Origin of the sequence: Cellulomonas endophytica (assembly GCF_004123805.1) — a bacterium.
Classification (GTDB): Bacteria; Actinomycetota; Actinomycetes; order Actinomycetales; family Cellulomonadaceae; genus Cellulomonas; species Cellulomonas endophytica.
This window is the reverse complement of record NZ_RWJX01000034.1, coordinates 13,493-40,104: the sequence shown is the minus strand read 5'-3', so window position 1 is coordinate 40,104 and position 26,612 is coordinate 13,493. Positions and strand designations below refer to the sequence as shown.

Here is a 26,612-nt window from a genome sequence, read left to right as displayed (position 1 = left end):
CGCGGCCGCCCCGGCGGAGGGCACGGCGGAGGGCACGGCGCCGGCGCCCGCCGCGGCCGGAGCGGCCGATGCGCGTCGCAGCGCGTGCCAGCCGACCTCGACCTCGTCGGGCGCGACGGCGGCCACGGTGCCGAGGGAGCCGAGCGCGCCGGCGGCGGTCGTGGCGTCGCTGCGGGCGGCGGCGAGGCCGGCCAGGCAGGTGGCGCAGCCGGCGACGTGCGTGCGGTCGGCGTCGCTCACGCCGGCGGGCTCGTCGACGAGGCGGCGCAGGGTGCCGTCATCGGGGTGACGCATGGGGGATCAGCTCCTCGCGTAGGGCGGACTCGGCGCGGCGCAGGGTCGTGCCCACGCTGCCGGGGGAGAGGTCGAGGGCGGCGGCCACCTCGGCGTAGCTGAGGCCGCTGTGCCGCAGGACGAGCGCGACGGCCTGCCGCTCGGGCAGGCGCGCCAGGGCCGCGCGGACGCGCCGCCGCTCGTCGAGGGTGACGACGGTGTCGGCGACGTCGGGGGCCAGCTCGTCGCCGGGGTGGCGGACCGCCTCCTCGCGCAGGGCGCGGCGGCGGCCGGAGCGGAGGTGGTTGAGCGCGGTGTGCGCGGCGGCCACGGAGAGCCAGCCCGGCGCCTCGTCGGCAGGGACCGCGGACCGCCCGAACCCGAGGAAGACCTCCTGGGCGACGTCCTCGGCCTCGTCGCGGGAGCCGAGGACGCGGGCGGCGACCGCGACCACCCGGGGGTACGTGGCGCGGAAGACGTGCTCGAGGTCGGCGCGCACGGGTCCCGCGGGGGCGGGCCGGGAGGCGTCGTCGGTGCCGGTCAGGGTGACGATCCCTCCGGTGGTCGGGCCGGGGACGGGCCGAGGTGCGGTCGGGCGGGGCGGGGGCGGGGACTGCGGCGAGGCCCGGCCGGTCGGGCCGGTCCGGCCGAGCGGTCGGGGCAGCGCGGTCGGCCGGGCGACGACCGGCGTCGCTCCCGTGCCGGCGAGGGGCTCCATACCCTCTGAGCACCGCCGGACGCCCGGATGTGACACGTCGGCCGGCGGGGCATGCGGGGACGGTACCGCCGGCGCCGTCACGCGGTCCCGGCCGGGCGTGGGGACGACGCGCCGCCCGTGTCGGTGGGGCGCGGCAGGATGCCGGCATGCCCGACTACCTGGCCCACGTCACCGTCCCCGAGGTCCCCGACGCCGAGACCGTCGCCCTCATGCGCGAGGCCCTGGGGGCGCTGCGCGACGACGCCCCCGCCGGCTTCACCGCGCCGCGCACCGTCGTCTTCGACGTGCGGGGGGAGGCCGACGACCTCGAGACCGCCGTCCGCGAGGCGCGCTCGCACGCGCTCGAGGTGCTCGACGAGATGCCGCACACGGTCTCCGTCGCCCCCGTGGGATGAGCGGGGACGGTCGCGGGACGCAGGCACCGGCGGGCCGGGGCCCCGTGCTCGTCATCGACGCGGCGAACGTCGTCGGCAGCCGCCCGGACGGCTGGTGGCGGGACCGGGCGGGTGCCGCGGGGCGTCTCGTGGCCGCGCTCGTCGCCCGGGTGGGGCCGGGCCTGCCCGCGCCCGACGGCCGCCCGGTCCTGCGGGTTGTCGTCGTGCTCGAGGGGGGGCGGCGCGCGGGGCCGCGGACGTCGACGACCTCCGGGTGGAGGTCGTGCGGGCGGAGCGGGACGGGGACGCCGCCGTCGTCGCGGTCGTGGGAGGGCTCCGCGCCGGCGACGAGGAGGTGCTCGTCGTGACGTCGGACCGCGGCCTGCGCGAGCGGGTGCTGCCCCTCGGCGCTCAGGTCCGCGGGGCGGGTTGGCTGCGGGACCTCCTCGGCGCGCCCGGCTGACCCGGGTGGCCGTCAGGGGCGCGGCAGACCGGGGACGAGGGGGGTGCGCAGACCGCTCGCCCGCCGCACCGGCCGCGCGACCGCGGCGCGGACCGCGTCCTCCGACCCGATGACGCGCACCGCGTCCCGGGCCCGCGTCACGGCGGTGTAGAGCAGCTCCCGGGTGAGCAGCGGGGACGTCGGGGGCGGCAGCAGCACGCTCACGCGGCGGAACTGGCTGCCCTGCGCCCGGTGCACCGTCATGGCGTGCACGGTCTGCACGGGCGGCAGCCGGTGGACCGGGACGAGCACGGGCTCGCCGGCCGGGCCGCCGAACGCCACGACCACGCCGCCTCCGCCGTCGGCGACGACCACGCCCGTGTCGCCGTTGGCCAGCCCGCCGGCGCGGTCGTTCTCCGTGACGAGCAGGGGCGTGCCCAGGGGCCACGGCCCCGACGCGCCGCCTCCCGCCGCGCCGCCCGCGATGCCTCCCGCCGTGCCGCCCGCCGGGTCCGCCTCCTCGACCCACCGCTCGGCCAGCGCCGCCCACCCGGCGACGCCGTGCGGTCCCTCGCGGTGCGCGAGCAGCAGCCGGTGCCGCTCCAGCGCCGCCAGGGCACCGGCGGCGTCCCCGGACCGTGCCGCGCGCCGCAGGGTGCGGCCGGCGTCCACCACGTCCTGCCGCAGGCCCGCGACGTCGGCGGCGCCGGGGCGGTCCGTGGCCGGCACCACGAGCGACCGGTGCGGCCCGCCGGCCCGCAGGAGGGCCACCGCCTCGTCGCCGTCGCCGCGTCGGACGGCCTCCGCCAGGGCGGCGAGGTCCTCGCCGTAGCGGTGCGCGGTCGTCAGCCGCACGACGCCCTCGGGCAGGGCCTCGACGAGGTCGGCGAGCACGGCGCCCGCGTCGACGGAGCTGAGCTGGTCCGGGTCGCCGACGAGCACGAGCCGCGCGGTGGGCCGCAGCGCCTCCAGCAGCCGGGCCATGAGGGGCAGGGAGACCATCGAGGACTCGTCGACGACCACGAGGTCGTGCGGCAGGCGGTGGTGCCGGTCGTGACGGAAGCGGGTCGTCGTGCCCGGCAGCGGGCCGAGGAGCCGGTGCAGGGTGGTCGCCCTGAGCCGCTCCAGCGCGTGCCCGTCCGGCGCGTGCCGGTCCACGCCGTGCCCGTCCACGCCGTGCCCGTCCAAGACGTGCCCATCCGGCGCGTGCCCGTCCACCCCGCGCCGGTCCACCCCGTGCCCGTCCGGCCCGCCCCCGCCGGTCGCACCCCGGTCGGCACCGAGGCTGCGGAGCTCGGCGCCGACGGACTCCTGCAGGCGCGCGGCGGCCTTGCCGGTCGGGGCGGCGAGCGCGACGCGCAGCCCGGGGCCGGCGGAGGCCTCGAGCGCCGCGACGAGCCGTGCCACGGTCGTCGTCTTGCCGGTGCCCGGCCCCCCGGTGAGGACGGTCAGCCGACGGCGGGCGGCCGTGCGCACCGCCTCCCGCTGGCGGCCGTCGCCCTCGGCCGGCAGGAGGTCCGCCACCGCGGCCTCCAGCGCCGGGGGCTCGGCCGGCGGCGCCGGGTCCGCGCGGTCGTCGGCCGGTTCCGTGGCCAGGTCCCGCAGGACCCGCTCGTCGCGCCAGTAGCGGTCGAGGTAGAGGCGCCCGTCGACCCACCGCAGCGGCCGGTCGGGGTCGCCGCCGGGCCCGTCCGCGACGAGCGGGCTGCGGCGCAGGGCCGCGTGCCAGCCGTCGGGCCCGTCCGGCTCGGGCCACGCGAGGGCTGCCACGCCGTCGGGCCGGGCGTCGGCGGGAGCACCGGGGGCGAGGCCGGCCGGCAGGTCGGGGGCGGCGTCCAGCGGCAGGCAGACCGACCCGCCCCGCAGCGCGCGCACCGTGAGCGCGGCCGCGAGGGCCACCCGCTCGTCGTGCTCGTCGACGAACCCCACGAGCCGTCGCGCGACGTGCACGTCCGCCGCGGCCAGCACGCCCGCCGCGACGAAGGGGGCCAGGAGCCCCGTGACGCGCCAGGGCACCGACCCCGACGGCCCGGAGCCGAGAGGCGTGGGGCCGAGAGGCCCGGGGCCGGGACGCCCGGAGGCGGTGGCGGTGGCGGGGGCGGTGCTCGTCGCGTCGGTCACGGGCGTCCCTCGTCGAGCAGGTCGGACAGCGCGGCGACGAGCGCGGCCGGCGGCCGCCACCCCAGCACCCCGCACGGGGTGCCGTCCACGACCGGGGTGGTCGGCCCGGCCATGCCGCGGACGAACAGGTACAGCCCGCCGCCGAGGTGCTCGTCGGGGCGGTACCCGGGCAGCCGCCAGCGCAGGTAGCGGTGCAGCGCGACGGCGTAGAGCAGCAGCTGGAGCGGGTAGTGGGCGTCGAGCATCGCGTCCACGAGCGCGGAGGGGCGGTACTGCCAGGCCGTGAGGGGCTCGCCGACGGGACCGAGCCGGTTCGTCTTGTAGTCGACGACGAGGTACCGGTACCCGCCCGTCACCCCGGCCGCCGGGACGCGCAGCACGGCGTCGATGCTGCCCGTGAGGTAGCCCGCCAGGCGGGACGCGGCCAGCGCCGGGTCCTCCAGCCGGTCGGCGTAGCCGGCGAAGGGGTCGGCGCGGTCGAGGTGCGCCCGGAGCACCTTGGCCACGTCACGCAGCCCGGCCGGTCGCGGGGCACCCGCCCGCCCCGCCCGGTCGCCCCCGGCCAGCGGCAGCTCGAAGTCGAGCTCGGCGAGGCGGTCGGAGGGCGGGACGTCCCGCAGGCTCCGCCCCCCGGCGAGCGGTCCGAGCGGGGTGCGCAGGACCGGCAGCAGCCCGGTGGCCAGCGCCGTCGGGGTCGCCCCGGCCAGGTGCGCCGTGCCGACCTCCGTGCACCGCAGCAGCAGCTCGGCGGCGAGGTCGCCCGCCGCGGGGTCGACGCGCTCGAGCACGCGGTGGACCACCGTGCCGAAGCCCGTGCCGCCCGGCAGGTCCGCCAGGGGTGACGGCACGGCGCGCAGGGCCGCCTCGTGGTCCTCCTGGCCGGCCGTCCCGTCCCCCGCGAGCAGGGCGGCGAGCTCCCCGGCGAGGGCGCCGGCGTCGACCGCCTCGACGGGCTCGTCCTCGACCACGTGCGTCTCCGGCTCGGACCCGACGGAGCCGGCACCCGCGCCCGCGCCCGGCGGCGCCGCGGCCGTGCCGCCGCGGTCCGCGCCCGCCGGCGCCACCCCTCCGGGGGCGCCCGGGCCGTGCCCGTGCACCCCCGACGTGAGGGCCGTGTAGGAGGTGCGGCGCCACGCCGTGTCGGGCACCCGGTCCAGCCGGGCCAGCCCGAGGGCCGGGCCGGCAGGCGTCGGCGGGGACCAGGGCGTCGTCCCCGGCGGCCCCGCGACGAGCTCGAGCGCGAGCGCACCGCCGCCGGCCGTCACGAGCTCGCGCAGCCGCACCGTCGTCACCTCGTCGGCCGTCGCCCGGACGGAGGCCGCAGGGGTGCCCTCGGCGTCCCGCGGCGCGAGCAGCAGCCGCGTCAGCGGCGCCGTCGCGGAGTTCTTGCTCGGCGCCCACCAGAGCACGACCTGGCTCGCGGCGCGGGTGAGCGCCACGTAGGCCAGGCGCAGGCCCTCGCCGGCCTCGTCCTCGTCGTGGGCCCGCCGGGCCTCGTCCCAGCCCGGGCTGCCCCTGCCCCCGACGTGCAGCACCCGGCGGTCCCGGCGGTGCAGGTGCAGGGTGTCCGGCGCGTCCGGCGTCCACCGGTCCCACAGGTACGGCACGAGGACCACGGGGAACTGCAGGCCCTTGGCGGCGTGCACGGTGATGACCTGGACCGCGGCGGCGTCCGTCTCGAGCCGCCGGCTGCGCTCCTCGGCGTAGTCCTCGCGCGCCTCGTCGATGCGCTCGCGCAGCCACTCCAGCAGCGCCGACGGGCCGAGCCCGGCGCCGGTCGCGGCCTCGTGCAGCGCCTCCCCGACGTGGCGCAGGTCGGTGAGCCGCCGCTCACCGTCGGGCAGGGCGACGAGCCGCTCGCGCACGCCGTCGACCGCCGTCGCCTCGACGAGCGCGGCGACGCCGTGCTCGGCGAGCACCCGGGCCCATCCGCGGACGCGGTCGTCCACCGCGTCCCGCTCGGCGTCACCCGCCGCCGCGAGCCGGGCCGCCGACCAGCCGACGAAGGGGCCGAGCGCGACGGCCGCCGTCAGCCCGCGCACGCCCGGGCGTGCCAGCGCCGACAGGAGGACGAGCCAGTCCTGGGCGGCCGGCGTCCCGAAGACGCTCGCCAGCATCGAGGTCACCGCGGGGACCCCGACGGCGGCCAGGGCGCGCTGCGCGGCCAGGGCGTCCTGGTTCCGCCGGGCCAGGACCGCGATGTCCCGCGGCTCCACCGGGCGGGTGGTGCCGTCGGCCGCCACGACCTCCGCCTCCCGCAGCGTGCGCACGACCTGCGCCGCGACGTCCGCGTGCACGAGGTCGCGCACGGCGGCGACGGGGGCGTGCTTCGCGCCCGAGGTCCCGAGGGCCGCCCGCGTCACCTGGCGCACCACGACGGGCGCCGCGCCCCGCAGCCGTCGCCCCGTCCGCCCCGCCTCGACGGGGTGCACGACGATGCGGGGGTCGCCGAGGGCCGTGCCGCGCAGGACCGGGGCCAGGCCGGCCAGCACGTCGGGGTCGGCGCGCCAGTTGCGCCCCAGGGTCCGCGTGTCCGCCTGCTCCGCCGCGCGCAGGTACGTCACCACGTCGGCGCCCCGGAACGCGTAGATCGCCTGCTTGGGGTCGCCGATGAGCACGAGCGTCCGGTGCCCGTGGAACGCGGCCCGCAGGATGTCCCACTGCACGGGGTCCGTGTCCTGGAACTCGTCGACCATGACGACGCGGAACCGTGCCCGGACGCGGGCGGCGGCGTCGGCCCCCGTCGTGGGGTCGAGCAGGGCGTCCCGCAGGAGGACGAGCAGGTCGTCGTAGTCGAGCAGGCGGCGCTCGCGCTTGCGTCGGGTGAGCTCGGCACGGGCCGCGCGCGCCAGGCCCACGGCGTCGCGCACGGCCGGGTCGTCGCCGGGCTCCGCGGGCTCGACGAGCGCGGCGTGGTCGCTGATCGCCTCGTGCGCGACGGCCCGGGCGCGCGCCACCCGCAGCGGCGGGTCGGGCGTCCCGGCGTACTTGCGCAGGTACAGGTCGTCGACGACCTCGGCCTCGAGACCGGCGACGTCGGGCAGGAGGGTCGCGTCGTGGTCGACGTCGCCGACGGTGCCCAGGGTGCCGAGCATCTCCTGGCAGAAGCCGTGGGTCGTCGTGATGGTGGCCGCGTCGAAGGCCGCGAGCGCCTCCGTGAGCCGGCCCCGCCGGAGGTCGAGCTCGCCCGGGGCCGTCGCGGCGAGGTGGCGGACCACCTCGTCGGGCGAGACCGCGGCCCCCGGCGCGCCGAGGGCCGCCTCCACCTCGACGAGGCGGTCGCGCACCCGCTCGCGCAGCTCGGAGGTCGCCAGCCGGCCGAAGGTCACGAGCAGCAGGTCGGGCAGCCGCGCGACGCCCTCGGCCACGTACCGGGCGGCCAGCGAGGCGATCGTCGTGGTCTTCCCCGTGCCGGCGCTCGCCTCCAGGACGACGGTGCCGACGGGGAGCGGTCCGCGGACGTCGAAGACGGCGGCACCGGCCCGTCCCGGCGTGGCCGGCGTCCCCGGGGTGCCCGGGGTGCCCGGGGTGCCCGGGGTGCCCGGCGGCGTCGCGGCCGTCACCGGAGCACCGTGACCGTCTCGTGGGCGAGCAGGTCGCCGAGCAGCGCGACCGCCAGCGCCCCGAACCGCGTGCCCTCGTGCGGGGCGGCCGCCCGGTCGACGTCGCCGGGCAGGTCGAGGAGGAGGTCGTCGAAGGCGAAGCCGGGACCCCACACCGCGCGGTGGTAGGCGTCGTCGAGCTCGAAGCCGCCGGCGTGGCGGGCGAGCAGCTCGGGCGTCCCCAGCTCCTTGCGTGCCGCCGCGAGCCCGTCCGCCTCGCTCGCGTCGGGCCCCGACCGGGCCCGGGCGTAGGCGCAGGCCGCGGCGAGGGGGAGCGGGAGCACCTCGCGCAGGGCGCGGTCGTGCAGCGCGACGAGCCCGGCCAGCATCCGCCGTGCCACCTCCGGCGCGGGTGCCTCCAGGCGGGCTTGGCGGTTGGTCGTCCCCTCGCCGCGGCCGATCGTCGCCGCCGCGAGGGGCCGCTCCGGCGAGTCCGCCGCGAGCGCGAGCAGCCGGACCCACGCGCGGAGCCGGTGCTTGGCGGCCAGCCGGGAGTACACGACCGTCACGAGCTCGTCGCCGCGCAGGCCCTCGACCGTCCCCGTGAGCCGACGGCCGCCGGGCAGGGGCACGTCCACGTCGCGCGTCCGCGCCGGCACCGCGAGGGCCGCCGCCGCGGCCGCGAGGACGGGCTCCACCGTGGCGCGGACCTCGCGCATCGTCGCGCCGCCCAGCTCGCCGGGCGGGGCGTGGCCCCGCCGCCGCTCGGCGGCGACGGCTCGGTCCAGGTCGGCGCCCGCGAGCGCGGCGCGCAGCAGCCGGTCGCCGATCGACCACGTCTGCAGGCCGTCGAGCGCCAGCGGCAGCCGGTCCTCGAGCTGGGCCTCGTCCCGTGGCGGCACGACGCCGAGCCGCGTGCGGACGAGCGCGCGGACCGGGTGCTCGAGCACCGCGACGAGGTCCTCCAGGTCCACGTCCCCGGCCGGCAGGGGCGGCAGCGGCGCCGGCAGGAAGGGGGGTGCCGGCGTGCGCGGCCCCCGCGCGCGGCGGGCGGCGGCCAGGTCGACCGCGTCGGCGCTGAAGGGCCCGGGCCGCCCGAGCGCGCCGGGCACGAAGTTGCGCTCGTCGACGGTCTGCAACGGGTGCTGGACCACGCGCTCGCGTGCCGTCCGGCCGTCCGGCCAGGCGACGGCGTCGTCGAGCGCGTCGAGGAGCTCCCCGACGGGGACGGCCGGCGGCCGGCGCGCCCCCGTGCGCTCGTCGGCCCCGGCGTGCACGACGACGAGGTGCTCCTGCGCGCTCGTCACCGCGTCGAGGAAGAGCTGCCGGTCCTCCTGGCGGCGGTCGCGCTCGCCGACGAGGGGGCCGCGTGCGAGCAGGTCGTCCCCGTCGGTGGCTCCCGTGCGCGGGAAGGCGCCGTCGTCGAGTCCGAGGAGCGCGACCACCCGGTGGGGCACGGCCCGCATGGGCGCCAGGGAGCACACGGTGAGCGCGCCGGTGCGGAAGCCCGAGCGGGTGGGCCGGGCACGCAGCCAGGGCTCGAGCGCGGCGACGACGTCCGGCAGCCGCAGGTCCGGGTCGCCACCGGCCTCGGCCGCCGCCCGCGCCTCCGCGAGCACCCGCGCGGCCTCCTCCGCCTGCCAGCGGTCGGCGGCGGGGACGTCCGTGAGCAGCGCGAGCGCCCGCTCCAGCGTGCCGAACCACGCCGACGCGGGACGCACCCCGGCGAGGTCGGCCAGCGTGGCGGTGAGCCGGTCGAGCAGCTCCGCGAGCCGCCCCACGAGGTCGACGTCCGTGCTGCTCACGTCGTCGACGGGCAGCACCGCGCCCACGAAGCGCTGGTCCTCCTCCGCCATGGCGACCCCCAGCAGGAGCCGGTCGAGGGCGGTCGCGAACGTCCCCTGCGGGACCCGGCCCAGCCCGAACCGCGCCCGCCGGTGAGCGTCCTCGCCCCATCGGGCGCCCGCCTCGACCGCCCAGGCGCGCACCCGGTCGAGGTCGGCGTCGCCGAGGCCGAACCGGCGACGCACGGGCGGCCGGCCGGCGAGGTCCACCACCGCGGACGCCGGCACGCGCGAGCCCGCGAGCTCCAGCAGGGTCGCGACGACCGCCAGGAGCGGGTTGGCGCGGGCGGGGGCCCGGTCGGCGATCCGCACCCGGAGCCGGCGCCCGGGGTGCTCCGGCGCCCCGGCCGTCCCCGCGTCCGCGGCCGGCCCCCCGCCCGGGACCGCGGGCGACGGCGCGCCCGCCGGCCGCCCGGGCGCCCCGAAGGCGGCCTCGACGAGCGGCGCGAAGGCCTCCACGTCCGGGCACATCACCACCACGTCGCGGGGCTCGAGGGTCGGGTCGTCCGCGAGCAGGCCGACGAGCACCTCGCGCAGCACCTCCACCTGCCGGGCCCGCCCGTGGCAGGCGTGCACCTGCACCGTGCGGTCGTCGGCCGCGGCGCGGTGCCGGGGGCCGCCCCGGCGGTCCTCGGAGACGGCCGCCCGCAGCGCGCCGAGCACGGTCGGCGCCGGCGCCGGGGTCGGCAGCGTCCGGACCGCCACGGGCCGGGCCAGCAGGCGCAGCGCCAGCTCGTCCACGTCACCCGCCATCGCGGCGAGGAGGCGGTGCCGCGCCGGGCGCACCCGGTCCGCCCGCCGCAGGGGCAGGCCGACGGGCGTGCGCGCGGTGCGCTCCCAGAGCGCGAGGGACGGGTGCGGGAGCCACAGGTGCACCTCGCGGTGCCGCGCCAGCGCACCGAGGACGTCCAGGTGCGCCTCGGGCAGGGCGGTCGCGCCGAGGACGGACAGCCGGGGCGGCAGGTTGACCAGGCCCGGCTCGTCGGCCAGCCGTCGCAGCGCCCCGACGAGGCGCTCGGCCGGGGCCGGCGTGCCGAGGCGGGACCGGACGGCGCGCCACAGCCGGGGCTGCCACAGCAGGTCCGGCGGCACGGGCTCGCCGGCGCCGTCCTCGTCGGCACCGTCGGCCCACGCCCGCACGAGGGCGGGCCGCGCCTCGTCGTACCGCACCAGCAGGTCGGTCACGCGCTGGGCCAGACGCAGCCGCCGGCCGCGCCGCACCTCGTCGCCCTCCGTGCCGTCCCCGTCCGCGCCGAGGTGGCGGGCGACGGGGGCGAGCCAGGGCTGCCCCGCGGAGGCGTCGAGGACCGCGAGCACCTCCCACGCCAGCCGGTCCGCCCGCCACGGGTCGTCCGCGGCCGCGGTGCCGCCGGCCGCCGCGAGGACGTCGGCGACGAGGCGCCGGGGCGGGTCGAAGCGGACGTTCGCGCAGACGCCGTCGGCCGGGCCCCCGGCCCCGGGCGCACCCCCGCTCGCCGCGGTGCCGAGACGACGCGCGAGGCGCTGCGCGACCCAGCGCTCCACCCCCCGGGTCGGCACGGCGACGACCTCCGGGGCGAAGGTGTCCGCGCCGGGCGCGGCGAGGAGGTCCGCCAGCCCCTCGACCAGCACGTCCGTCCGCTCGGCGACGTGCAGGAGCAGCGCCCCGCCCGCGCTGCCCCCTGCCCGGACCGGCACCGGGGACGGATCCTCTGCCACGGACCGCACCCTACGGAGCCCCGCCGACACGGGCGCCCCGGGCGTCCACAGCCGGCCCTGCGCCGACCCGCGCCCGACCCGCGCCCGACCCGCGCCCGACCCGCGCCCGGCAGTGCGCCCGGCATCCCGCCCGGCCCGGGCACCCCTCGTCCGGGTGGTCCCGCACCGCCGCCGGGGTGACGCACGCGCCGGTCGGCGCACGCCGGACCTCTCCCGCCGATGGGGGGACCCGAGCCGTGGCGAGCAGCAGCCGCGACCGGGCGAGGGGGAGCAGCACATGGAGCAGACGGGCGACGCGACGACCGTCGACCGCGCCACGGGACACGCCGGGCCGCCGACCGGCGGGCTCCTGCCGACGCAGGCGGCCGTACCGGAGCGCGAGAGCACCACCGACCCCCTCCCCGTGGCGCCGGCCCCGGTGCCCTGGCTGCAGCGGGTCATCGGGCTCGTCGTGCTCCTCGTCGCCGGTACGGCGGCCACGGTCCTGTGGCTCGCCGTCGGGCGCGGCGTCCCGGAGGCGCAGAGGCCGGAGCGCACGACGCTGCTCGGCCTGTGGGAGGTCCTCTACGACACGCAGATGCCGACCGCGCGGGTGCTGCTCGCGGCGGTCGCGCTCGCGGTCCTCCTCGCCTCCGGCGTGGCGCTCCTCGAGCAGCGCATCGCGGCCCGCTCCCGGCGCTCGGCCGACGTGCGCCACGACCCGCTGTCGCCGAAGAACGTCATGGCCGGCAACCGCGGTCGGTGGGCGGGGCCCGTGACGGTCACGGTCCTCATCCCGGCGCACAACGAGGAGGCCTCCATCGGGGCGACGATCGCCTCGCTCCTGGCCCAGTCCCACCCGCCGGAGCGCGTCGTCGTCGTCGCGGACAACTGCACCGACGGGACCGTCGCGGTCGCGCTCGCCGCCGGCGTCGAGGTCATCCAGTCCGTCGGCAACACGAAGAAGAAGGCGGGCGCCCTCAACCAGGCGCTGCGTCAGGTGCTCCCCGGCCAGGGGGACAACGACGTCGTCATGGTGATGGACGCCGACACCCAGCTCGACGACGGGTTCCTCGAGGTCGCGGTCGCCCGCCTGACCTCCGACCGCGCGCTCCTGGCGGTCGGCGGCCTGTTCTACGGCGAGGACGGGGCCGGTCTCATCGGCCAGTTCCAGCGCAACGAGTACATCCGGTACTCCCGCGAGCTGCGCCGGCGCCGCGGGCACGTCTTCGTCCTCACCGGGACGGCCTCCCTCTTCCGCCCCGTCGCGCTGCGGACCGTGGCGGCCAGCCGCGGGACGGCGCTGCCGGGGACGCCGGGCGACGTCTACGACACCGCCGCGCTCACGGAGGACAACGAGCTGACGCTGGCCCTGAAGTCCCTGGGCGCGCTCATGATCTCGCCGCAGGAGTGCACGGTCGTCACGGAGGTCATGCCGACGTGGCGCGCGCTGTGGGCGCAGCGCCTGCGGTGGCAGCGGGGCGCCCTGGAGAACCTCGGCGCCTACGGCACCACGCCCCGGACCTTCCGCTACTGGGCGCAGCAGCTCGGCATCGGGTACGGCGTCATCGCGCTCGCCTCGTACTTCCTCCTCATGGGCCTGACCCTCCTGAGCTCCGACGGGTGGATCTGGTTCCCGTTCTGGATGGGGCTGGGGGCGGTGTTCGTCGTCGAGCGGGTCGTCACCGTCTGGCACGGCGGCTGGCGCGCCCGGCTGCTGGCGCTGTCCCTGTTCCCGGAGCTGTTCTTCGACGCCTTCCTCGACGTGGTCTTCGTCAAGGGCGTGGTCGACATCTCCCTCGGGCGGCAGGCGGACTGGAAGCACGTCGTCCACGGCGCCGGCGGCACCGGCCTCGCCCCGACCCCGGCGCCCGTCGCCGCCCCCGCGCCCACGGGGACCATCAACCAGCGCGCGGCGGGCGAGCCGGCGCGCGAGGCGGTGACCCCCCGATGACCGGACCCCTGGTCGCAGCGGCCCACGCGGTCGTGCCCGCGTCCGTGCTCGACGCCGGCCCGGCCCGCGTCCTGGCGGCCTTCGTCACCATCAACACGGTGATGTACGCCGCGCTGGCGCTGGCGAAGGTGCTGCCCCGCGTCTACCCGTCCACCTGGTTCCAGCGGGACAACCGGCGCGCCGAGGACCGCAGCATCTACCCCGAGGGCTGGACCGGCCCGCGCCTATGCCGTCCGGCCGCCGGTGCCGGCGCCCGTCCGGCGGGGGCGCCGAGCGAGCCGGGTCACGGCGCGCGGGCCGACGTGCCCGTCGTGCCCGGGCCAGCCGCCTGACGGCGTCGCCGCCGGGCCCCCGGTCCCCCCGGCCCGGCGCGGGCGGCAGGATGGGCGCATGGCGGCGACCGTGCAGGCGAAGGGGGTGGCCGTCGGCTTCGGCGACCGGGAGCTGTTCGCGGGGGTCGACCTCGTCGTCGCGCCCGGTGACGTGGTCGGGCTCGTCGGGCCGAACGGCGCGGGCAAGTCCACGCTCCTGCAGGTCCTCGCCGGCCGTCGGGTCCCCGACGCGGGCTCCGTCGGCGTGTCGCCGCCGACCGCCCAGCTGGGGTACCTCGCGCAGGAGGTCGAGCGGCTGCTGGGGGAGAGCGTGCGCGCGCACCTCGAACGCCGGACGGGGGTCGCCGCGGCGCAGGCCGCGATGGACGCCGCCGCCGACGCGCTCGGCGCCGGCGAGGACGGGGCCGACGACCGGTACGGCACCGCGCTGGAGACCTGGCTCGCGCTCGGCGGCGCCGACCTGGACGCGCGCCTGGAGCAGGTCGCCGACGAGGTGGGCCTCGGCGTCGGCGTGGACGCCCCCATGACGGCGCTCTCGGGCGGGCAGGCGGCCCGCGTCGGCCTCGCGGCGCTGCTGCTCTCGCGCTTCGACCTGTATCTGCTCGACGAGCCGACGAACGACCTCGACGCGGACGGGCTGGACCTGCTCGAGGGCTTCGTCGACCGCGCCACGGCGCCCGTGGTCGTCGTCAGCCACGACCGCGAGTTCCTCTCCCGGACGGTGACGTCCGTGGTGGAGATCGACCGCAGCCTGCAGCAGGTGCGCCTCTACGGCGGCAGCTACGACGCCTACCTGGAGGAGCGGTCCGTCGCGCGGCGGCAGGCCCGGGAGGCCTACGAGGGCTACGCCTCGCGCCTCGACGCGCTCCAGGCGCGGGCGCGGATGCAGCGCGCCTGGATGGCGAAGGGGGTCCGCAACGCCCGCCGCAAGGCCACGGACAACGACAAGCACGTGAAGGCGTTCCGCGGCGCCACCTCCGAGAAGCAGGCGGCCAAGGCCCGGCAGACGGAGCGCATGATCGAGCGGCTGGAGACGGTCGCGGAGCCGCGCAAGGAGTGGCAGCTCCAGATGAGCATCGCCACCGCGCCCCGCTCGGGGGCGGTCGTGGCCACGGCGCGGGCGGCCGTCGTGGAGCGGGGCGGGTTCCGGCTGGGGCCCGTGGACCTGCAGGTGGACTGGCAGGACCGGGTCGCGGTGACCGGGCCGAACGGCGCCGGCAAGAGCACGCTGCTCGGCCTGCTGCTCGGACGGGTCCATCCCGACGCCGGTGACGCGGGGCTGGGGCCGGCGGTGCTCGTCGGGGAGGTCGACCAGGCGCGGGCCGCGTTCGAGGGCGACGAGCCGCTCGTCGCCGCCTTCGCGCGGGAGGTGCCGGACTGGCCGGACGCCGACGTGCGCACCCTGCTGGCGAAGTTCGGGCTCGGCCGCCACCACGTGCCGCGGCCGGCTGCCTCGCTCTCGCCGGGGGAGCGCACCCGGGCCGCGCTGGCGCTGCTCCAGGCCCGCGGCGTGAACCTCCTCGTGCTCGACGAGCCCACGAACCACCTGGACCTGCCCGCCATCGAGCAGCTCGAGGCGGCGCTGGACACTTTCGAGGGCACCCTGCTGCTCGTCACGCACGACCGCAGGATGCTCGAGACCGTCCGCCTCACGCGGCGCCTGCACGTGGAGGACGGGGAGGTCACCGAGGTGGCGGCGGGCTGAGGGCGGCTCACGGCGCCCGCCCGCGGCCCCGTCCGGCACGGGCGTGGCACGCTGGGGCCGTGGGGATCCTCCGACGCCGGCCCGTCCTGCGCGTCGAGCTGCGTCCCGACGAGGCCTTCGGGCTCGGCGAGGCGGCGGCGCTGCAGACCGCCCTCGTCGGGGTCCTCCGGGCGGCGGAGCGGGCGGCCCGCGCGCCCGTCGCCGCCGACCTGGCCCTCGAGGCCGGGGCGGGGGCACGGGTCGTCGCCGTCTGGCGCAACGTCGTCGTCGGCTTCGTGCCGCCCGACCACGCGCCCGCCCTGCACGACCGGCTCGCGGGGGCGGCAGGGACGCGGCTCGTCGTGGCCGGGTGGGTGCACCGCGACGGGGACCTCTGGCGCGTGAGGGCCGGGCCCCGGCCGGACGACGGCTTCCCGCCGGCGTCCGCGGGGGCCGACCTCCTCCCGCCGCCCCCGCGTCGGGTCCTCGGGATCCCGTTGGCCGACCAGCCGTAGGCCGGGGCCGCGCCGGCCCTCGCCCCGGGCCCGGGCCGGCGGCACGCGTCGCCGGGCGTCGGGCCTGGCGCCGTGTCGGTGGTCGGGTCGAACATGTGTTCGTGGACGACGAGGGGCGGGGCGGCGCGCGCACGGGGCCGTGGGCCGCCCCCGTGCTGCACGCGGACCTGGACGCCTTCTACGCCGCGGTCGAGCAGCGGGACGACCCCCGGCTGCGCGGGGTGCCCGTGGCCGTCGGCGGCGGCGTGGTGCTCGCGGCCTCCTACGAGGCCAAGCGCCGCGGCGTGCGCACCGCGATGGGGGGCCGGGCGGCGCTCGCGGCCTGCCCAGACCTCGTGTTCGTGCGGCCGCGCTTCGAGGCCTACACGGAGGCGAGCCGGGCAGTCTTCGAGATCTTCCACGCCACCACGCCGCAGGTGCAGGGCGTGTCCATCGACGAGGCGTTCCTCGACGTCCGGGGGCTGCGCCGGATCGACGCGCCGCCCGTGGACCTCGCCGCCCGCCTGCGCGCCCGCGTCCGCGACGAGGTGGGCCTGCCCATCACGGTGGGGGTGGCGCGCACGCCCTTCCTGGCGAAGGTCGCGAGCCGGGTGGCCAAGCCCGACGGCCTGCTGCGGGTCGACCCCGACGCGGAGGACGCGTTCCTGCACCCCCTGCCCCTCGAGGTGCTCTGGGGCGTCGGCGAGGTGACGGCCGCGAAGCTGCACGTGTACGGGCTGCGGACGGCCGGCGACGTCGCGTCCCTGCCGGTCGGCGTGCTCGCGGGCATCCTCGGGCCGGCGGCCGGCCGGCACCTGCACGCCGTGGTCCACGGGCGCACGCCCGAGCGCGTCGTCGTCGACCGGCGGCGCTCGTCGGTGGGCGCCCAGCGGGCGCTCGGGCGCGGGCCGCACGCGCCGGCGGACGTGCGCGCGGCGCTGCTCGGGCTCGTCGACCGGGTCGGGCGGCGGCTGCGCGCGGGCCACCGGACGGCGGGGACCGTCGTGCTGCGCCTGCGGTTCGCGGACTACACGGCGGCCACCCGCTCGCGCACCCTGCCGCAGGCGACGGCCTCGACGCCCGAGCTCGGCGCCGCCGCGACGGCCCTGCTCGACGCGGCGGGACCCCTCGTCGCGGCGCGGGGGCTCACCCTCGTCGGTGTCGCCCTCACGGGGCTGGCGCCGGACACGTGGGTGCAGCCGGCCCTGCCGCTCGGGGGACCGGACGCGGCCGGCCTGGACGGCGCGCTGGACGCCGTCCGGGACCGGTTCGGCGCCGCGGGCGTCACCCGCGCGAGCCTCCTGCACCGGGGGGAGGGGATGGCCGTGCCCCTGCTGCCCGAGTAGCGTTCCCGGCGGCGACGGGCCGGCGCGGCCGGCGCAGGAGGAGCACCGCGGCGAGCGGCCAGAGCGCCTGACCCCCGGCGAGCGCGCGCTCCGACAGCCCCACGGCGTCCCCGACCCCCGGCACCGGCGCCGTGAGCTCCAGCACGAACCAGCCGAGCAGCCCGACGAGGACGGCGGCGGCGACCGCCCCGGTGCGCCCGGCGGGTCCGGTGCCCCCCGGGCGCACCGCCGCCGCGGGCCACACCGCGAGCGCGACGAACGCCACCCCGGCGGCCACGCCGTGCGGGCGGCCCGCGACGTCCGACGGCAGGGCCGCGACGGCCGCCGTCGCCACGCCGCCCACGGCGTGCAGGAGGCGGGCGCGGGCCGCCAGAGGCCGAAGGCCCGCCGCGGTGACGACGTGCGCCAGACCGGTGACCGCGAGCCCGGCGGTCATGACGGCCGGGGCGGCCGCATCCGTCGCCGCGAGCGCGCTGATGGTCTCGCGCACCGGGTCGAAGCCGGGCTCCCGGGAGGCCGCCACCGTCCAGCCCCCGACGAGGGCGACCGGCGCCAGCACCGCGGACGCGAGCGCCCAGGGCGGCACCCCGTCCGTCCCGCGGGCGGCGGTGGTCGGTCCGCGGCGGCGACCGGCGGTCGGGGAGCCTGTCATGGCGGCCACCGTCCCCGGGCGGCCGGGGGGCCGCAAGCCGATCCCCGGGCGGGTCCTCAGAGCAGGCGCACGACGCCGGCCAGCGCCGCGAGCACGGCCAGGGGCGCCGCGACGGCCGTGGTGCCCGCCGCCAGCAGGTAGGCGGCGAACCGCGCCCGTGAGGCGGCCGTGCTCCCCGGCGTCGGCGCCGGGTCGCGGTAGACGTGGTCGAGCAGGTCGTGGACGGTCGTCGCGGTCGTGCGGACGCCGGTCAGCGCCAGGGTGCTCATCGGACTCTCCTCGTGGGCGAGCGTGCGGGTGGGCCGGGGTCGCCGGTCCCCTCCAGGGTCGCCCGCCGCGTCCGCCACGGTGCGGGACGAAGGGCCCGGCCGTCCGCCGCTAGACGGCGACGAGGGGTGCCGGGCGCCCGAGGTGGTAGCCCTGCCCCAGTCCCACGCCCATCCGCCGCAGGTGCGCCAGCTCCTGCGGCGTCTCGATGCCCTCGGCCACCACGTCCGCGCCCGTGGCGTCCGCGAAGGCGAGCATGGACGCGGCCAGCGCCTGCCGGGCGCTGTCCGAGCCGATGTTCCGGACGAGGCCGATGTCGAGCTTGATGAGGTCGGGGACGAGCTCGAGCACGTGCCGCATGCTGGCGAACCCCGCCCCGACGTCGTCGACGGCCAGGCGGACGCCCCGGGCGCGCAGGGGCGCGAGGGAGCGCCGCAGGGCGCCGTAGTCCTCGACGGGGACGTGCTCGGTCAGCTCGAGCACGACGCGCGCCGGGTCGACGCCGTCCAGGGCGCGGGCCAGCGACGGCAGGCCCGCGGTGCGTGCCGAGACGTTCACCGCGACGAAGCCCGTCCCCGCGCCGCGCTGCGCCCGGGCGTGCTCGGCGAGCGCGCACCGCACGGCGGCGAGCTCGAGGTCCTCCTCGACCCCCGCCGCCCGGGCCTGGTCGAACCACGCGCCCGGGTCGCCGTCGGGGAAGCGGCTCAGGGCCTCGTGCCCGACGACGCGGGAGCGGGCGAGGGCGACCACGGGCTGGAACACCATCGTCGGCCCACCGGACCCCAGCACCCCGTCCAGCCGGGCGAGGAGGGCGTGGCGCGCCGCGCTGGCCCGGTCCTGACGTTCGAGGATCCCCATGACGAGGCTGCCCACGACCCGCAGCACGCCCGCGTCCCGGTCGGAGAGCGCGGGCTCGGTCCCGTGCGAGTACGCGCAGAGGGTGCCGTAGAGGGACCCGTCGCTGCGGTGCAGGGGCGTGCCGACGTAGGCGGCGATGTCGAGCGCGGCGCGGATCGGCAGGGCCGCGAGCGCCGGCTCCGCGGTGGTGTCGGGCACGGCGGCCGGGATCGACCCCTGGACGAGGAGCTCGCAGAAGCTGTCGGCGGTCTCCGACTCGTCGTCGACCCGGATGCGGTCGGAGGGTCCGGCGTGGACCGCCCGGAAGCGCCACCGGTCGGCGAGCCGCTCGTTGACGAAGGCCACGTCGAGCCCGAGCTGCGCGGAGACGAGGCGCAGCAGGGCGTCCACGTCGCGCACCGCCTCGCCGCCCGTGCCGACGAGGGCCGCGAGGGCGCCCTCGTCGACGGGCCCGGCCCCGCGCGGGGGCCGGCTGCCGGACGGAGGGCCGTCCGCACCGGGCGCGGCCAGCCGGCGGCGCTGCTTGTCCACGTACATCGCCGCGTCGGCCTGGCGCCAGGCCTCCTGGAGCCCCGACCCGGCCCGGCGCACGGCCCAGCCGACGGACACCTCGACGCCGCGGCGCTCCCAGGCGGCCCGCAGCGCGTCGACGACGGCCGAGGTCCCCGTGGCCCCCGTGTCGGGCAGGAGGAGCCCGAGCTCGTCCCCGCCGAGGCGCGCGGCGAGGTGCTCCGGCGCCGCGCAGGACCGCAGGGCCTCGCCCGCCAGCACGAGCACGTCGTCGCCCGCGGCGTGCCCGACGCCGTCGTTGATCGCCTTCATCCCGTCGAGGTCGGCCACCACGACGCCCACGGAGGTGCCCAGGACCTCCGAGCGCTCCTCCTCGGCGCGGACCGCGAGGTCCCAGGCGCGCCGGTTGCCGAGCCCGGTCAGGGGGTCGGTGAGGGCGGCGGCCTCGGCCCGCTCCGCGCGGCGGCGCTCCTGGAGCGCGTGCCGCTCGAAGGCCAGGAGCGACCCGAGCAGGGCGGCCTGCACCTCGGCGGTGGCGCGGTGCTCGTCGAGCCCGACGACGGGCTGCGAGCCGAGCCCGCACAGGGCCCCCACCCAGTCGCCGTCGGGGGTGACCACGGGCACGGTCAGGACGGCGCGCACCCGGGGCGCCGTGCGCCGGGCGAGGTGCAGGTAGGCGGGCACGTCCCGCACGTCGTCCGCCGCCGCGGGGGCGCCCGCGTCGCGGACGGCGCAGAAGGTGTCCTCCCAGCGCACGACCCGGGCGTCGCCGGGCCGGCCGATCGACTCGCCGACGGCGTCGAGCACCACGTAGTCCTCGCCGTCGCGCCGGGCGAGCACCCAGCTCTCGAGGCCGCTGCGTCGCTGCAGGTCCTCCAGCGCGCGTCGCACGACGTCCTGGACGTGCCCGAGCACGTCGTCCTCGACCACCGCCTGCGTGCTCATCCCAGCCCCCTCGGGACGGGCGGCGCCCCCTGCCCGAGCGCCCTCCGTGCGCCTGATCATGCCGTGCGGGGGCCCGTCCGGCAGGGCTGTGGCGCGCCTGGGTGCCGCAGGCCCCTCCGCGGGCCCCCGCCTACCCTCGCCCGGTGCCCGAAGGCCACTCCGTCCACCGCGTCGCCCTCCAGCTCGGGGCCGACCTCGTCGGCCACCGGCTGCGCGTGTCCTCCCCGCAGGGGCGGTTCGCCGCCGGAGCCGAGCTGCTGGACGGCCGCGTCCTCGAGCGCTCCGACGCGGTGGGCAAGCACCTCTTCCTCACGTTCGCCGGCGCCCTCGTCCTGCACGTGCACCTCGGGCTGTACGGGTCGTGGGACCTGGCCGGGACGGTGTCCCCGCTGCCGGGCGGCACCCAGCGGGTGCGGAGCACGTCCCCGCGGCGCCGGGTGCGCATGGCGGAGGGGGAGGACGAGCGCGAGGGCGCGGTGGCCGCCTTCCCGCCGCCGCCCGTCGGCCAGGTGCGGGTCCGGCTGCTCGCGCCCGGCACCGTGGCGGACCTGCGGGGCCCGACCGCCTGCGAGGTGCTGAGGGAGGACGAGGTGCTCGCCGTGCTGGCGCGCCTGGGTCCCGACCCCGTCGAGGACGGGGCCCTCTCGCGCCACCTGGGCGGCGCCCCCGCCCCCGGTGGCGCGGCGCAGGAGCGGGTGGTGCACGCGGTGACGCGGCGGGCCGTGCCCGTCGGGCGGCTGCTCATGGACCAGTCCGTGGTCGCCGGCATCGGCAACATCTACCGGGCGGAGCTGCTGTTCCGCGCCCGCCTGGACCCGTGGGTGCCGGGGCGGGCCGTGCCGCCGGAGCTCGTCGCCGGGCTGTGGCAGGACTGGTCGGGCCTCCTGCGCGACGGCATCCGCGAGGGCGTCATGGTCACGCGGGAGGACCTCGACCCCGCCGGCCGCCGGCACGCGCTGCGGCACCGGGACGCGCGCCACTGGGTGTACCGCCGCACGGGCGAGCCGTGCCGCGTCTGCGGCACGCCCGTCCTGCTCGAGACGATGGAGGCCCGCAAGCTGTACCGCTGCCCCGTCTGCCAGCGGCGGCCCTGAGGCCCCGCCGCGCGCGTCCCGTGCGCTTCCCGCGGCCGGCGCCGCGCTGACCTGCGGGGACCGGTGCCGGGCGGCCCGGCCGCGGGTCGTGTCGGCGGCAGGCCCTACGGTCGGCCCATGGACGTCCTCCTCATCCCCGGTTTCTGGCTCGACGCGTCCAGCTGGGCGCCCGTCACCGCGGCCCTGCGCGCCGCCGGTCACCGTCCGCACCCCGTGACACCGCGGGGCGCCGGCGCCCCCGCCGCGGAGGCGGCCGGGGTCACCCTCGCCGACCAGGCCGCCGCGGTCGTCGAGCTGCTCGACGGACTCGAGGGCCCCGCGGTGGTCGTCGGGCACAGCGGCGGCGGCGCGGTGGCCCACGCCGTCGCGGACGCCCGGCCGGACCGCGTCGCGCGGGTCGTCTACGTGGACAGCGGGCCACTGGCTGACGGCGGGGTCGTCAACGACGGGCTGCCGGTCGTCGACGGGCTCGTGCCGCTGCCGGACTGGTCCGTCTTCGAGGAGGAGGAGCTCACCGGGCTCACCGACGAGCTGCGGGCGGCGTTCCGCGAGCGGGCCGTCACCGTCCCGCCGCTCGTGGCCGCGGGTCCGCAGGTCCTGCACGACGAGCGACGCTACGACGTCCCCGTCACCCTCATCAGCTCGACGATGCCCGAGCCGGTCCTGCGCGGGCTCATGGCGCAGGACCACCCGTACGTCCGCGAGCTCGCCCGGGTCCGGGACCTCACCGTCGTCGAGATGCCGACGGGGCACTGGCCCCAGCTCAGCCGCCCCGACGACCTGGCCGCGGCGGTCGTCGCGACGGTGGCGGCCACCGCCGGGTGACGAGGGGTGGTGCGGCGGCGGGCCCGGCCGCGCGCCGGCCGGACGCCACCCGCACGGCCGACGTCCCCTCGCCTCCGATCGCCCGGCGCGCGGGTCCAGCCCGTCTTAACGGCCCCGTTCTACAACGATGGACGTCGCTTCCTCCATCGATGTACGGTCGCAGGGTCGGGGTTGCGCGGCGTCGCGCCCCTCCGACCGCCGGGCCTCTGCAGCCCGGCCGCCCCTGCGTCCAGTGCTGCACCAGGAGGACCCGTGCCCCTCGTCCGCCGTCGTCCGTCCCTCGTCGGGGGCCTCGCCGCCGCCGCGTCCCTCGCCCTCGCCGGCCCCCTGCTGGCCGGTGGCCTCGCCGGCGCGGCCGGCGGTGCCCCCCTGGCCGCCGCGGCCGCGGCGTCGCGAGCGCCCGCGCCGCCGCCGGACCCGGTCTTCGCCGACGTCTCGGTGCACGACCCGTCCGTCGTCGTGGCCGACGACGAGGTCTGGGTGTTCGGGTCGCACCTCGCCTCGGCCCGCACCGACGACCTGATGCGGTGGGAGCAGGTCTCGGAGGGCGTGTCCGCCGACAACCCGATGTTCGAGGACGTGCTCGCCGAGCTCGAGGAGACCTTCGACTGGGCGCAGACGGACACCCTCTGGGCGGCGGACGTCATCCGGCTCGCCGACGGCCGCTACTACATGTACTACAACGCCTGCAAGGGCGACTCGCCCCGCTCCGCCATGGGTGTGGCCGTCGCGGACACCGTCGACGGCCCCTACGAGGACCTGGGCCTCTTCCTGCGCTCGGGCCAGGAGGGCGACGAGCCGACGGTCGACGGCGAGCCGTTCGACGCGCGCGTGCACCCCAACGTCGTCGACCCCGACGCCTTCCGCGACGCGGAGGGCACGCTCTGGATGGTCTACGGCTCGTACTCGGGCGGGGTGTTCATCCTCAGGATGGACGAGTCGACCGGCTTCCCGGTGCCGGGCCAGGGCTACGGGACGCACCTCGTCGGCGGCAACCACAGCCGCATCGAGGGCCCGGCAGTCCTGTTCGACGCGGCGAGCGGCTACTACTACCTGTTCCTCTCCTTCGGCGGCCTGGACGCCGACGGCGGGTACAACCTGCGGGTCGCGCGCTCGACGAGCCCGGACGGCCCCTACCTCGACGCCGCCGGGAACGACATGTCGCAGGTGCGCTCCGACCCGTCGCTGCCGCTGTTCGACGACGCGTCGATCGAGCCCTTCGGCACGAAGCTCCTGGGCAACCACCTGTTCCCGCGCGAGGTCGGCGACCCGGGCGAGGGCGTCGGCACGGGCGCGGTGTCGCCGGGCCACAACTCGACGTACGTCGACCCGCAGACGGGCCGGATGTTCCTCGTGATGCACAGCCGCTTCCCGGGCGAGGGCGAGCACCACGAGGTGCGCGTGCACCAGATGTGGATGAACGAGGCCGGCTGGCCGGTCGTCGCGCCCCACCGGTACGCGGGGGAGACGGCCGCGACGGTGCAGCGGTCGCAGATGGTCGGCGAGTACGCGTTCGTCGACCACGGCACGGGCATCTCGGCGGACGTCGAGCGCGCGACGGCCGTCCGCCTGGAGCAGGACGGCCGGGTGACCGGGGCGGTGAGCGGCACGTGGGAGCGCCACGGCCGCTGGGGCGCGCGCCTCACCGTCGACGGGCACCTCTACACCGGCGTCTTCGCCCGGCTGTGGCGCGAGGACGTCCGCCGCTGGGCCATGACCTTCAGCGTGCAGTCCGCGCAGGGCGTCTCCCTGTGGGGCAGCGCCGTGGCGCCGATGACGCCGCGCGCCGCCGTGGACGCGGTGCTGGCCGACCTGTCCCTCGGGGACACCTCCGCGGTGGTCGCCGACCTCGCCCTGCCGACGACGGGCACCCACGGCACGACGATCGCGTGGGCGTCCTCCGACCCGTCCGTGGTCTCCGCGACCGGCGACGTCCAGCGCCCCGCGGCGGGGGAGGGCGACGCGACGGTGACGCTCACCGCCACCGTCGCGAACGGCGGCGTGACCGCGACGACGACCTTCCCCGTCACCGTGCGGGCGCGCACCGCCGGGGGCCTCGTCGGGACGTGGTCCTTCGAGGACGACCTCGCCGGCGCCGGCGGCGCCGGCGCGGCCACGACGACGGGCCCGCGGATCGACGCCCCGGGCGGCGCGGTGTCGTTCGTCGACGGGGTGCAGGGGCGAGCCGTGCACCTCGACGGCACGAGCGGCGTGCGGCTGCCGGACGGCCTCGTGAGCGGGGGCACGTGGTCGGTGGGCCTGTGGCTGCGGCCGGAGGTGGTCACGCCGTTCACCACGGCCTTCTTCGCCGCCCGGGACGCGGACAGCTGGGTGAGCGTGGTGCCGCAGGGCCCGGCCGGCGGGACCATGGTCTGGTCCGGCTCCCGGTGGTACGACGCCCCCGTGGGGAGCACGATCCCGGTCGGCGCGTGGACGCACGTCGCGCTGACGGTCGACGAGGGCGCCGTCGCCGTCTACGTGGACGGCGAGGCGGCCTTCACGGGCACGGGGTTCCCCGACGTCCTCACGACCACGACCGGCGTCTTCGCCCTCGGCGTCAACTGGTGGGACACCCCGTTCCGCGGCGACGTGGACGAGCTGCGCGTGTACTCCTCCGCCCTGTCCCCCGGCGAGGTGGCGGCCCTCGCGGGGGCGTGACGCCGTCCGGCCGGGGCGGGGGTGGGAAAGCCCTTGTCCCGGCCGCCGGCGCAGGAGTAGACCGGCACCAGGTCGTCGAGGACCGGAGGGGAGGGTGCGCGCACCGTGCTGCCGCCCGTCCCGTTCGTCCCGTCGTCCTGAGCAGAGGTCACCCATGCTGACGAAGAGCACCGTCGAGGCCAACATCCCCGCACACGACCTGGCGCGGGCGCGCGCGTTCTACGAGGACACCCTCGGCTTCACGCCGTCCGACGAGGGCGTGCCGGGCAGCGTCCACTACGTGGCGGGGCCGGGGACGGCCTTCAACGTCTACGAGACGGAGTTCGCCGGCCGCGCCGGCCACACGATCGCCCAGTTCCACGTCGACGACCTCGTCGCGGAGGTGGACGAGCTCAAGCGCAAGGGCGTGGGGTTCGAGGTCTACGACCTGCCGGGCCTGGAGTGGGACGGCGAGGTCGCCACCATGCCCGGCATGGGCAAGGCCGCCTGGTTCAAGGACAGCGAGGGCAACATCCTCTGCCTCGACCAGGACGAGCGGGGTCGCTGACCCCTGCGGTCACCCGCGCGGCCGCGCGGGCAGGGGTGCCGGAGCGGTCACCGGCACCGCGTCGTCCAGCGGCAGCCCGGGCCGCGGGACGACCGCGGCCGCGACCGGTTCGAGCGCCTCCGGCGGGCCGGGCCGGCCGAAGTGCCAGCCCTGCCCGAGGTCCACGCCGAGCGCGCGCAGCGCCACCACGTCGTCGACGGTCTCGACACCCTCCGCGACGACGGTGGTGGCGCTGCCGTGCGCGAACTCGACGAGGGCGCGCACCAGCGTGCGCAGCACGTCGTCGGCCGCGACCCCGTCGACGATGCTGCGGTCGAGCTTGATGACGTCCGGACGGCACAGGACGATGTGCCGGAGCGAGGAGAAGCCCGCGCCGACGTCGTCGATGGCCAGGCGCATGCCGCGCCCGCGCGCCTCGGCCAGCGCCGCGTGCAGGGCGCCGTAGTCCTCCACGGGGTCGTGCTCGGACAGCTCGAGCAGCACCCGGGGCGCGGGCAGCCGCCGCAGCAGCGCGGCGCAGCCGTCCGTGAGGAGCGTGCCGGGGGAGACGTTCATGGCCACGTAGCCGCCGACCCGTGCCAGGTGCTCGACCGCCCGCTCGAGCGCGAGCAGCTCGAGGTCGTCGCCGACGCCGGCGGCGTGCGCCTCGGCGAAGACGACGTCGGGCGCCTTGCCCCACGCGGCGGGGAAGCGGCTGAGGGCCTCGGCGCCGACGCGCCGGCCGGTCGCCAGGTCGACGATGGGCTGGAGGACGACGGTGGGGCCGCCGGAGGCGAGCACGGGCAGCAGGCGCCCCTCGACCTCGGCACGCTGCGCCGCCGCGGTGACCTCCGGCTCGATGACGACGGCGGCCGCGGAGGCCAGGACCTCCAGCAGCGCGCGGTCGCGCTCGCTGAGCCCCTTGTCGGTGGTGAGGCCGGCCGCGCAGAAGGTGCCGTAGTACGTCCCGTCGCTGAGCGTCACGGGCACGGAGACGTAGGAGCGCAGGCGCGGGAAGCGCGCGGCGGGCAGGGCCATCGCCTCGGGGAAGCGGCGGACGTCCGGGATGACGGCGGGCAGGCGGCCCTCGCGGATGACCTGGCAGAAGGACGTCGCCTGCGCGACCTTGGCGCCCTCCTGGAAGAGGAAGGGGATGGAGGAGTCGACCACCTCGAGGTGCTGGGTGGTGCCGTCCATCCGCGAGAGGAAGGCGACGCTCAGCCCGAGGGCGTCCTTGGCGGTCCGCAGGAGCTCGGCGACCTGCTCCTCGGCGCTCGAGCGCTGGCGTCGCACGGCGTCCCCCCTCCCGCGCGGCGGGTCCGCGTCCCTCCGCCCATCGGCGCTGCCGGCACCGGGGTGAGCGGTGCGCCGGTGCGTCGCCCGGACGGCGGCACCCGCGCCCCGTGGGCTCGACGACCTGGCCCCGACGACCCGGCCCCGACGTCCTGGCCCCGACGTCCGGTCCGCCGGCTCCCG

Annotated in this window: 20 protein-coding genes; 11 read left to right on the top strand and 9 right to left on the bottom strand. The window is 78.6% G+C overall.

Annotated elements, in window-relative coordinates; translation table 11 throughout:
• Both EJA20_RS11260 and EJA20_RS11255 read right to left on the bottom strand, forming a co-directional pair.
• Positions 1–294: hypothetical protein (locus EJA20_RS11260; RefSeq protein ID WP_205687469.1), on the bottom strand; the 294-nt coding region annotated here is incomplete at its 3' end.
• Entirely contained in the window at positions 278–772 is a 495-nt protein-coding gene (locus EJA20_RS11255; RefSeq protein WP_205687468.1) for a sigma-70 family RNA polymerase sigma factor, read from the bottom strand. The genes EJA20_RS11255 and EJA20_RS11260, both read right to left, overlap by 17 nt.
• Positions 773–1,137: 365 nt before the next feature.
• Between EJA20_RS11255 and EJA20_RS11250 the strand changes: the two genes are divergently transcribed.
• Both EJA20_RS11250 and EJA20_RS19500 read left to right on the top strand, forming a co-directional pair.
• Complete coding sequence (locus tag EJA20_RS11250) at positions 1,138–1,386, top strand: hypothetical protein (RefSeq protein WP_129338242.1); 249 nt, start codon at positions 1,138–1,140, stop codon at positions 1,384–1,386.
• Between the two features lie 253 nt (positions 1,387–1,639).
• Complete coding sequence (locus EJA20_RS19500) at positions 1,640–1,828, top strand: hypothetical protein (protein WP_240675396.1); 189 nt, start codon at positions 1,640–1,642, stop codon at positions 1,826–1,828.
• A gap of 12 nt (positions 1,829–1,840) precedes the next feature.
• Here the strand turns inward: EJA20_RS19500 and EJA20_RS11240 are convergent, their stop codons facing one another.
• From EJA20_RS11240 to recC, 3 genes are read right to left on the bottom strand one after another with little or no spacing between them, the layout of a single operon-like run.
• Entirely contained in the window at positions 1,841–3,928 is a 2,088-nt protein-coding gene (locus EJA20_RS11240; protein ID WP_240675394.1) for an AAA family ATPase, read from the bottom strand.
• Positions 3,925–7,491 carry a UvrD-helicase domain-containing protein gene (locus tag EJA20_RS11235; RefSeq protein ID WP_129338241.1) on the bottom strand — a complete coding sequence of 1,189 codons (3,567 nt, stop codon included), beginning with the start codon at positions 7,489–7,491 and terminating at the stop codon, positions 3,925–3,927. The genes EJA20_RS11240 and EJA20_RS11235 overlap by 4 nt, the downstream gene beginning before the upstream one ends.
• Positions 7,488–11,012 carry an exodeoxyribonuclease V subunit gamma gene (gene recC / locus EJA20_RS11230; RefSeq protein ID WP_240675392.1) on the bottom strand — a complete coding sequence of 1,175 codons (3,525 nt, stop codon included), beginning with the start codon at positions 11,010–11,012 and terminating at the stop codon, positions 7,488–7,490. The genes EJA20_RS11235 and recC overlap by 4 nt, the downstream gene beginning before the upstream one ends.
• Before the next feature lie 277 nt (positions 11,013–11,289).
• Here recC and EJA20_RS11225 point away from each other — a divergent pair, with 277 nt between their 5' ends.
• From EJA20_RS11225 to dinB, 5 genes are all read left to right on the top strand, one after another.
• Complete coding sequence (locus tag EJA20_RS11225) at positions 11,290–12,945, top strand: glycosyltransferase family 2 protein (protein ID WP_129338240.1); 1,656 nt, start codon at positions 11,290–11,292, stop codon at positions 12,943–12,945.
• Positions 12,942–13,277 (top strand): hypothetical protein, encoded by a 336-nt coding sequence (locus EJA20_RS11220; protein ID WP_129338239.1) that lies wholly within the window; start codon positions 12,942–12,944, stop codon positions 13,275–13,277. The genes EJA20_RS11225 and EJA20_RS11220 overlap by 4 nt, the downstream gene beginning before the upstream one ends.
• A 58-nt stretch (positions 13,278–13,335) precedes the next feature.
• Positions 13,336–14,982, top strand: coding sequence for an ABC-F family ATP-binding cassette domain-containing protein (locus tag EJA20_RS11215; RefSeq protein WP_129338238.1), 1,647 nt, complete (start codon positions 13,336–13,338; stop codon positions 14,980–14,982).
• Between the two features lie 59 nt (positions 14,983–15,041).
• Positions 15,042–15,476 carry a hypothetical protein gene (locus EJA20_RS11210; RefSeq protein ID WP_129338237.1) on the top strand — a complete coding sequence of 145 codons (435 nt, stop codon included), beginning with the start codon at positions 15,042–15,044 and terminating at the stop codon, positions 15,474–15,476.
• Between the two features lie 101 nt (positions 15,477–15,577).
• The gene (dinB, locus tag EJA20_RS11205; protein ID WP_205687467.1) at positions 15,578–16,801 is read left to right on the top strand and encodes a DNA polymerase IV; all 1,224 of its coding nucleotides are present in this window, start codon (positions 15,578–15,580) and stop codon (positions 16,799–16,801) included.
• Here dinB and EJA20_RS11200 read toward each other — a convergent pair.
• The 3 genes from EJA20_RS11200 to EJA20_RS11190 all read right to left on the bottom strand — a co-directional run bounded on the left by EJA20_RS11200 (position 16,740) and on the right by EJA20_RS11190 (position 20,033).
• Positions 16,740–17,453: a DUF998 domain-containing protein gene (locus EJA20_RS11200; protein WP_129338236.1), complete on the bottom strand. Its 714-nt coding sequence runs from the start codon at positions 17,451–17,453 to the stop codon at positions 16,740–16,742. The genes dinB and EJA20_RS11200 overlap by 62 nt on opposite strands.
• A 56-nt stretch (positions 17,454–17,509) precedes the next feature.
• On the bottom strand, positions 17,510–17,722 hold the full coding sequence (locus EJA20_RS11195; protein ID WP_129338235.1) for a hypothetical protein: 213 nt from the start codon (positions 17,720–17,722) through the stop codon (positions 17,510–17,512).
• Positions 17,723–17,831: 109 nt separating this feature from the next.
• Positions 17,832–20,033 (bottom strand): EAL domain-containing protein, encoded by a 2,202-nt coding sequence (locus EJA20_RS11190; RefSeq protein WP_129338234.1) that lies wholly within the window; start codon positions 20,031–20,033, stop codon positions 17,832–17,834.
• Positions 20,034–20,176: 143 nt separating this feature from the next.
• Here EJA20_RS11190 and EJA20_RS11185 point away from each other — a divergent pair, with 143 nt between their 5' ends.
• The 4 genes from EJA20_RS11185 to EJA20_RS11170 all read left to right on the top strand — a co-directional run bounded on the left by EJA20_RS11185 (position 20,177) and on the right by EJA20_RS11170 (position 25,157).
• The gene (locus EJA20_RS11185; protein ID WP_129338233.1) at positions 20,177–21,127 is read left to right on the top strand and encodes an Fpg/Nei family DNA glycosylase; all 951 of its coding nucleotides are present in this window, start codon (positions 20,177–20,179) and stop codon (positions 21,125–21,127) included.
• 117 nt (positions 21,128–21,244) lie between these two features.
• On the top strand, positions 21,245–21,952 hold the full coding sequence (locus tag EJA20_RS11180) for an alpha/beta fold hydrolase (protein WP_129338232.1): 708 nt from the start codon (positions 21,245–21,247) through the stop codon (positions 21,950–21,952).
• Between the two features lie 252 nt (positions 21,953–22,204).
• Positions 22,205–24,610 carry a LamG-like jellyroll fold domain-containing protein gene (locus EJA20_RS11175; protein WP_240675390.1) on the top strand — a complete coding sequence of 802 codons (2,406 nt, stop codon included), beginning with the start codon at positions 22,205–22,207 and terminating at the stop codon, positions 24,608–24,610.
• A gap of 154 nt (positions 24,611–24,764) precedes the next feature.
• Positions 24,765–25,157: a VOC family protein gene (locus tag EJA20_RS11170; RefSeq protein WP_129338231.1), complete on the top strand. Its 393-nt coding sequence runs from the start codon at positions 24,765–24,767 to the stop codon at positions 25,155–25,157.
• Positions 25,158–25,166: 9 nt separating this feature from the next.
• Here the strand turns inward: EJA20_RS11170 and EJA20_RS11165 are convergent, their stop codons facing one another.
• Positions 25,167–26,429: a sensor domain-containing phosphodiesterase gene (locus EJA20_RS11165; protein WP_129338230.1), complete on the bottom strand. Its 1,263-nt coding sequence runs from the start codon at positions 26,427–26,429 to the stop codon at positions 25,167–25,169.
• Positions 26,430–26,612 lie beyond the last annotated feature (183 nt).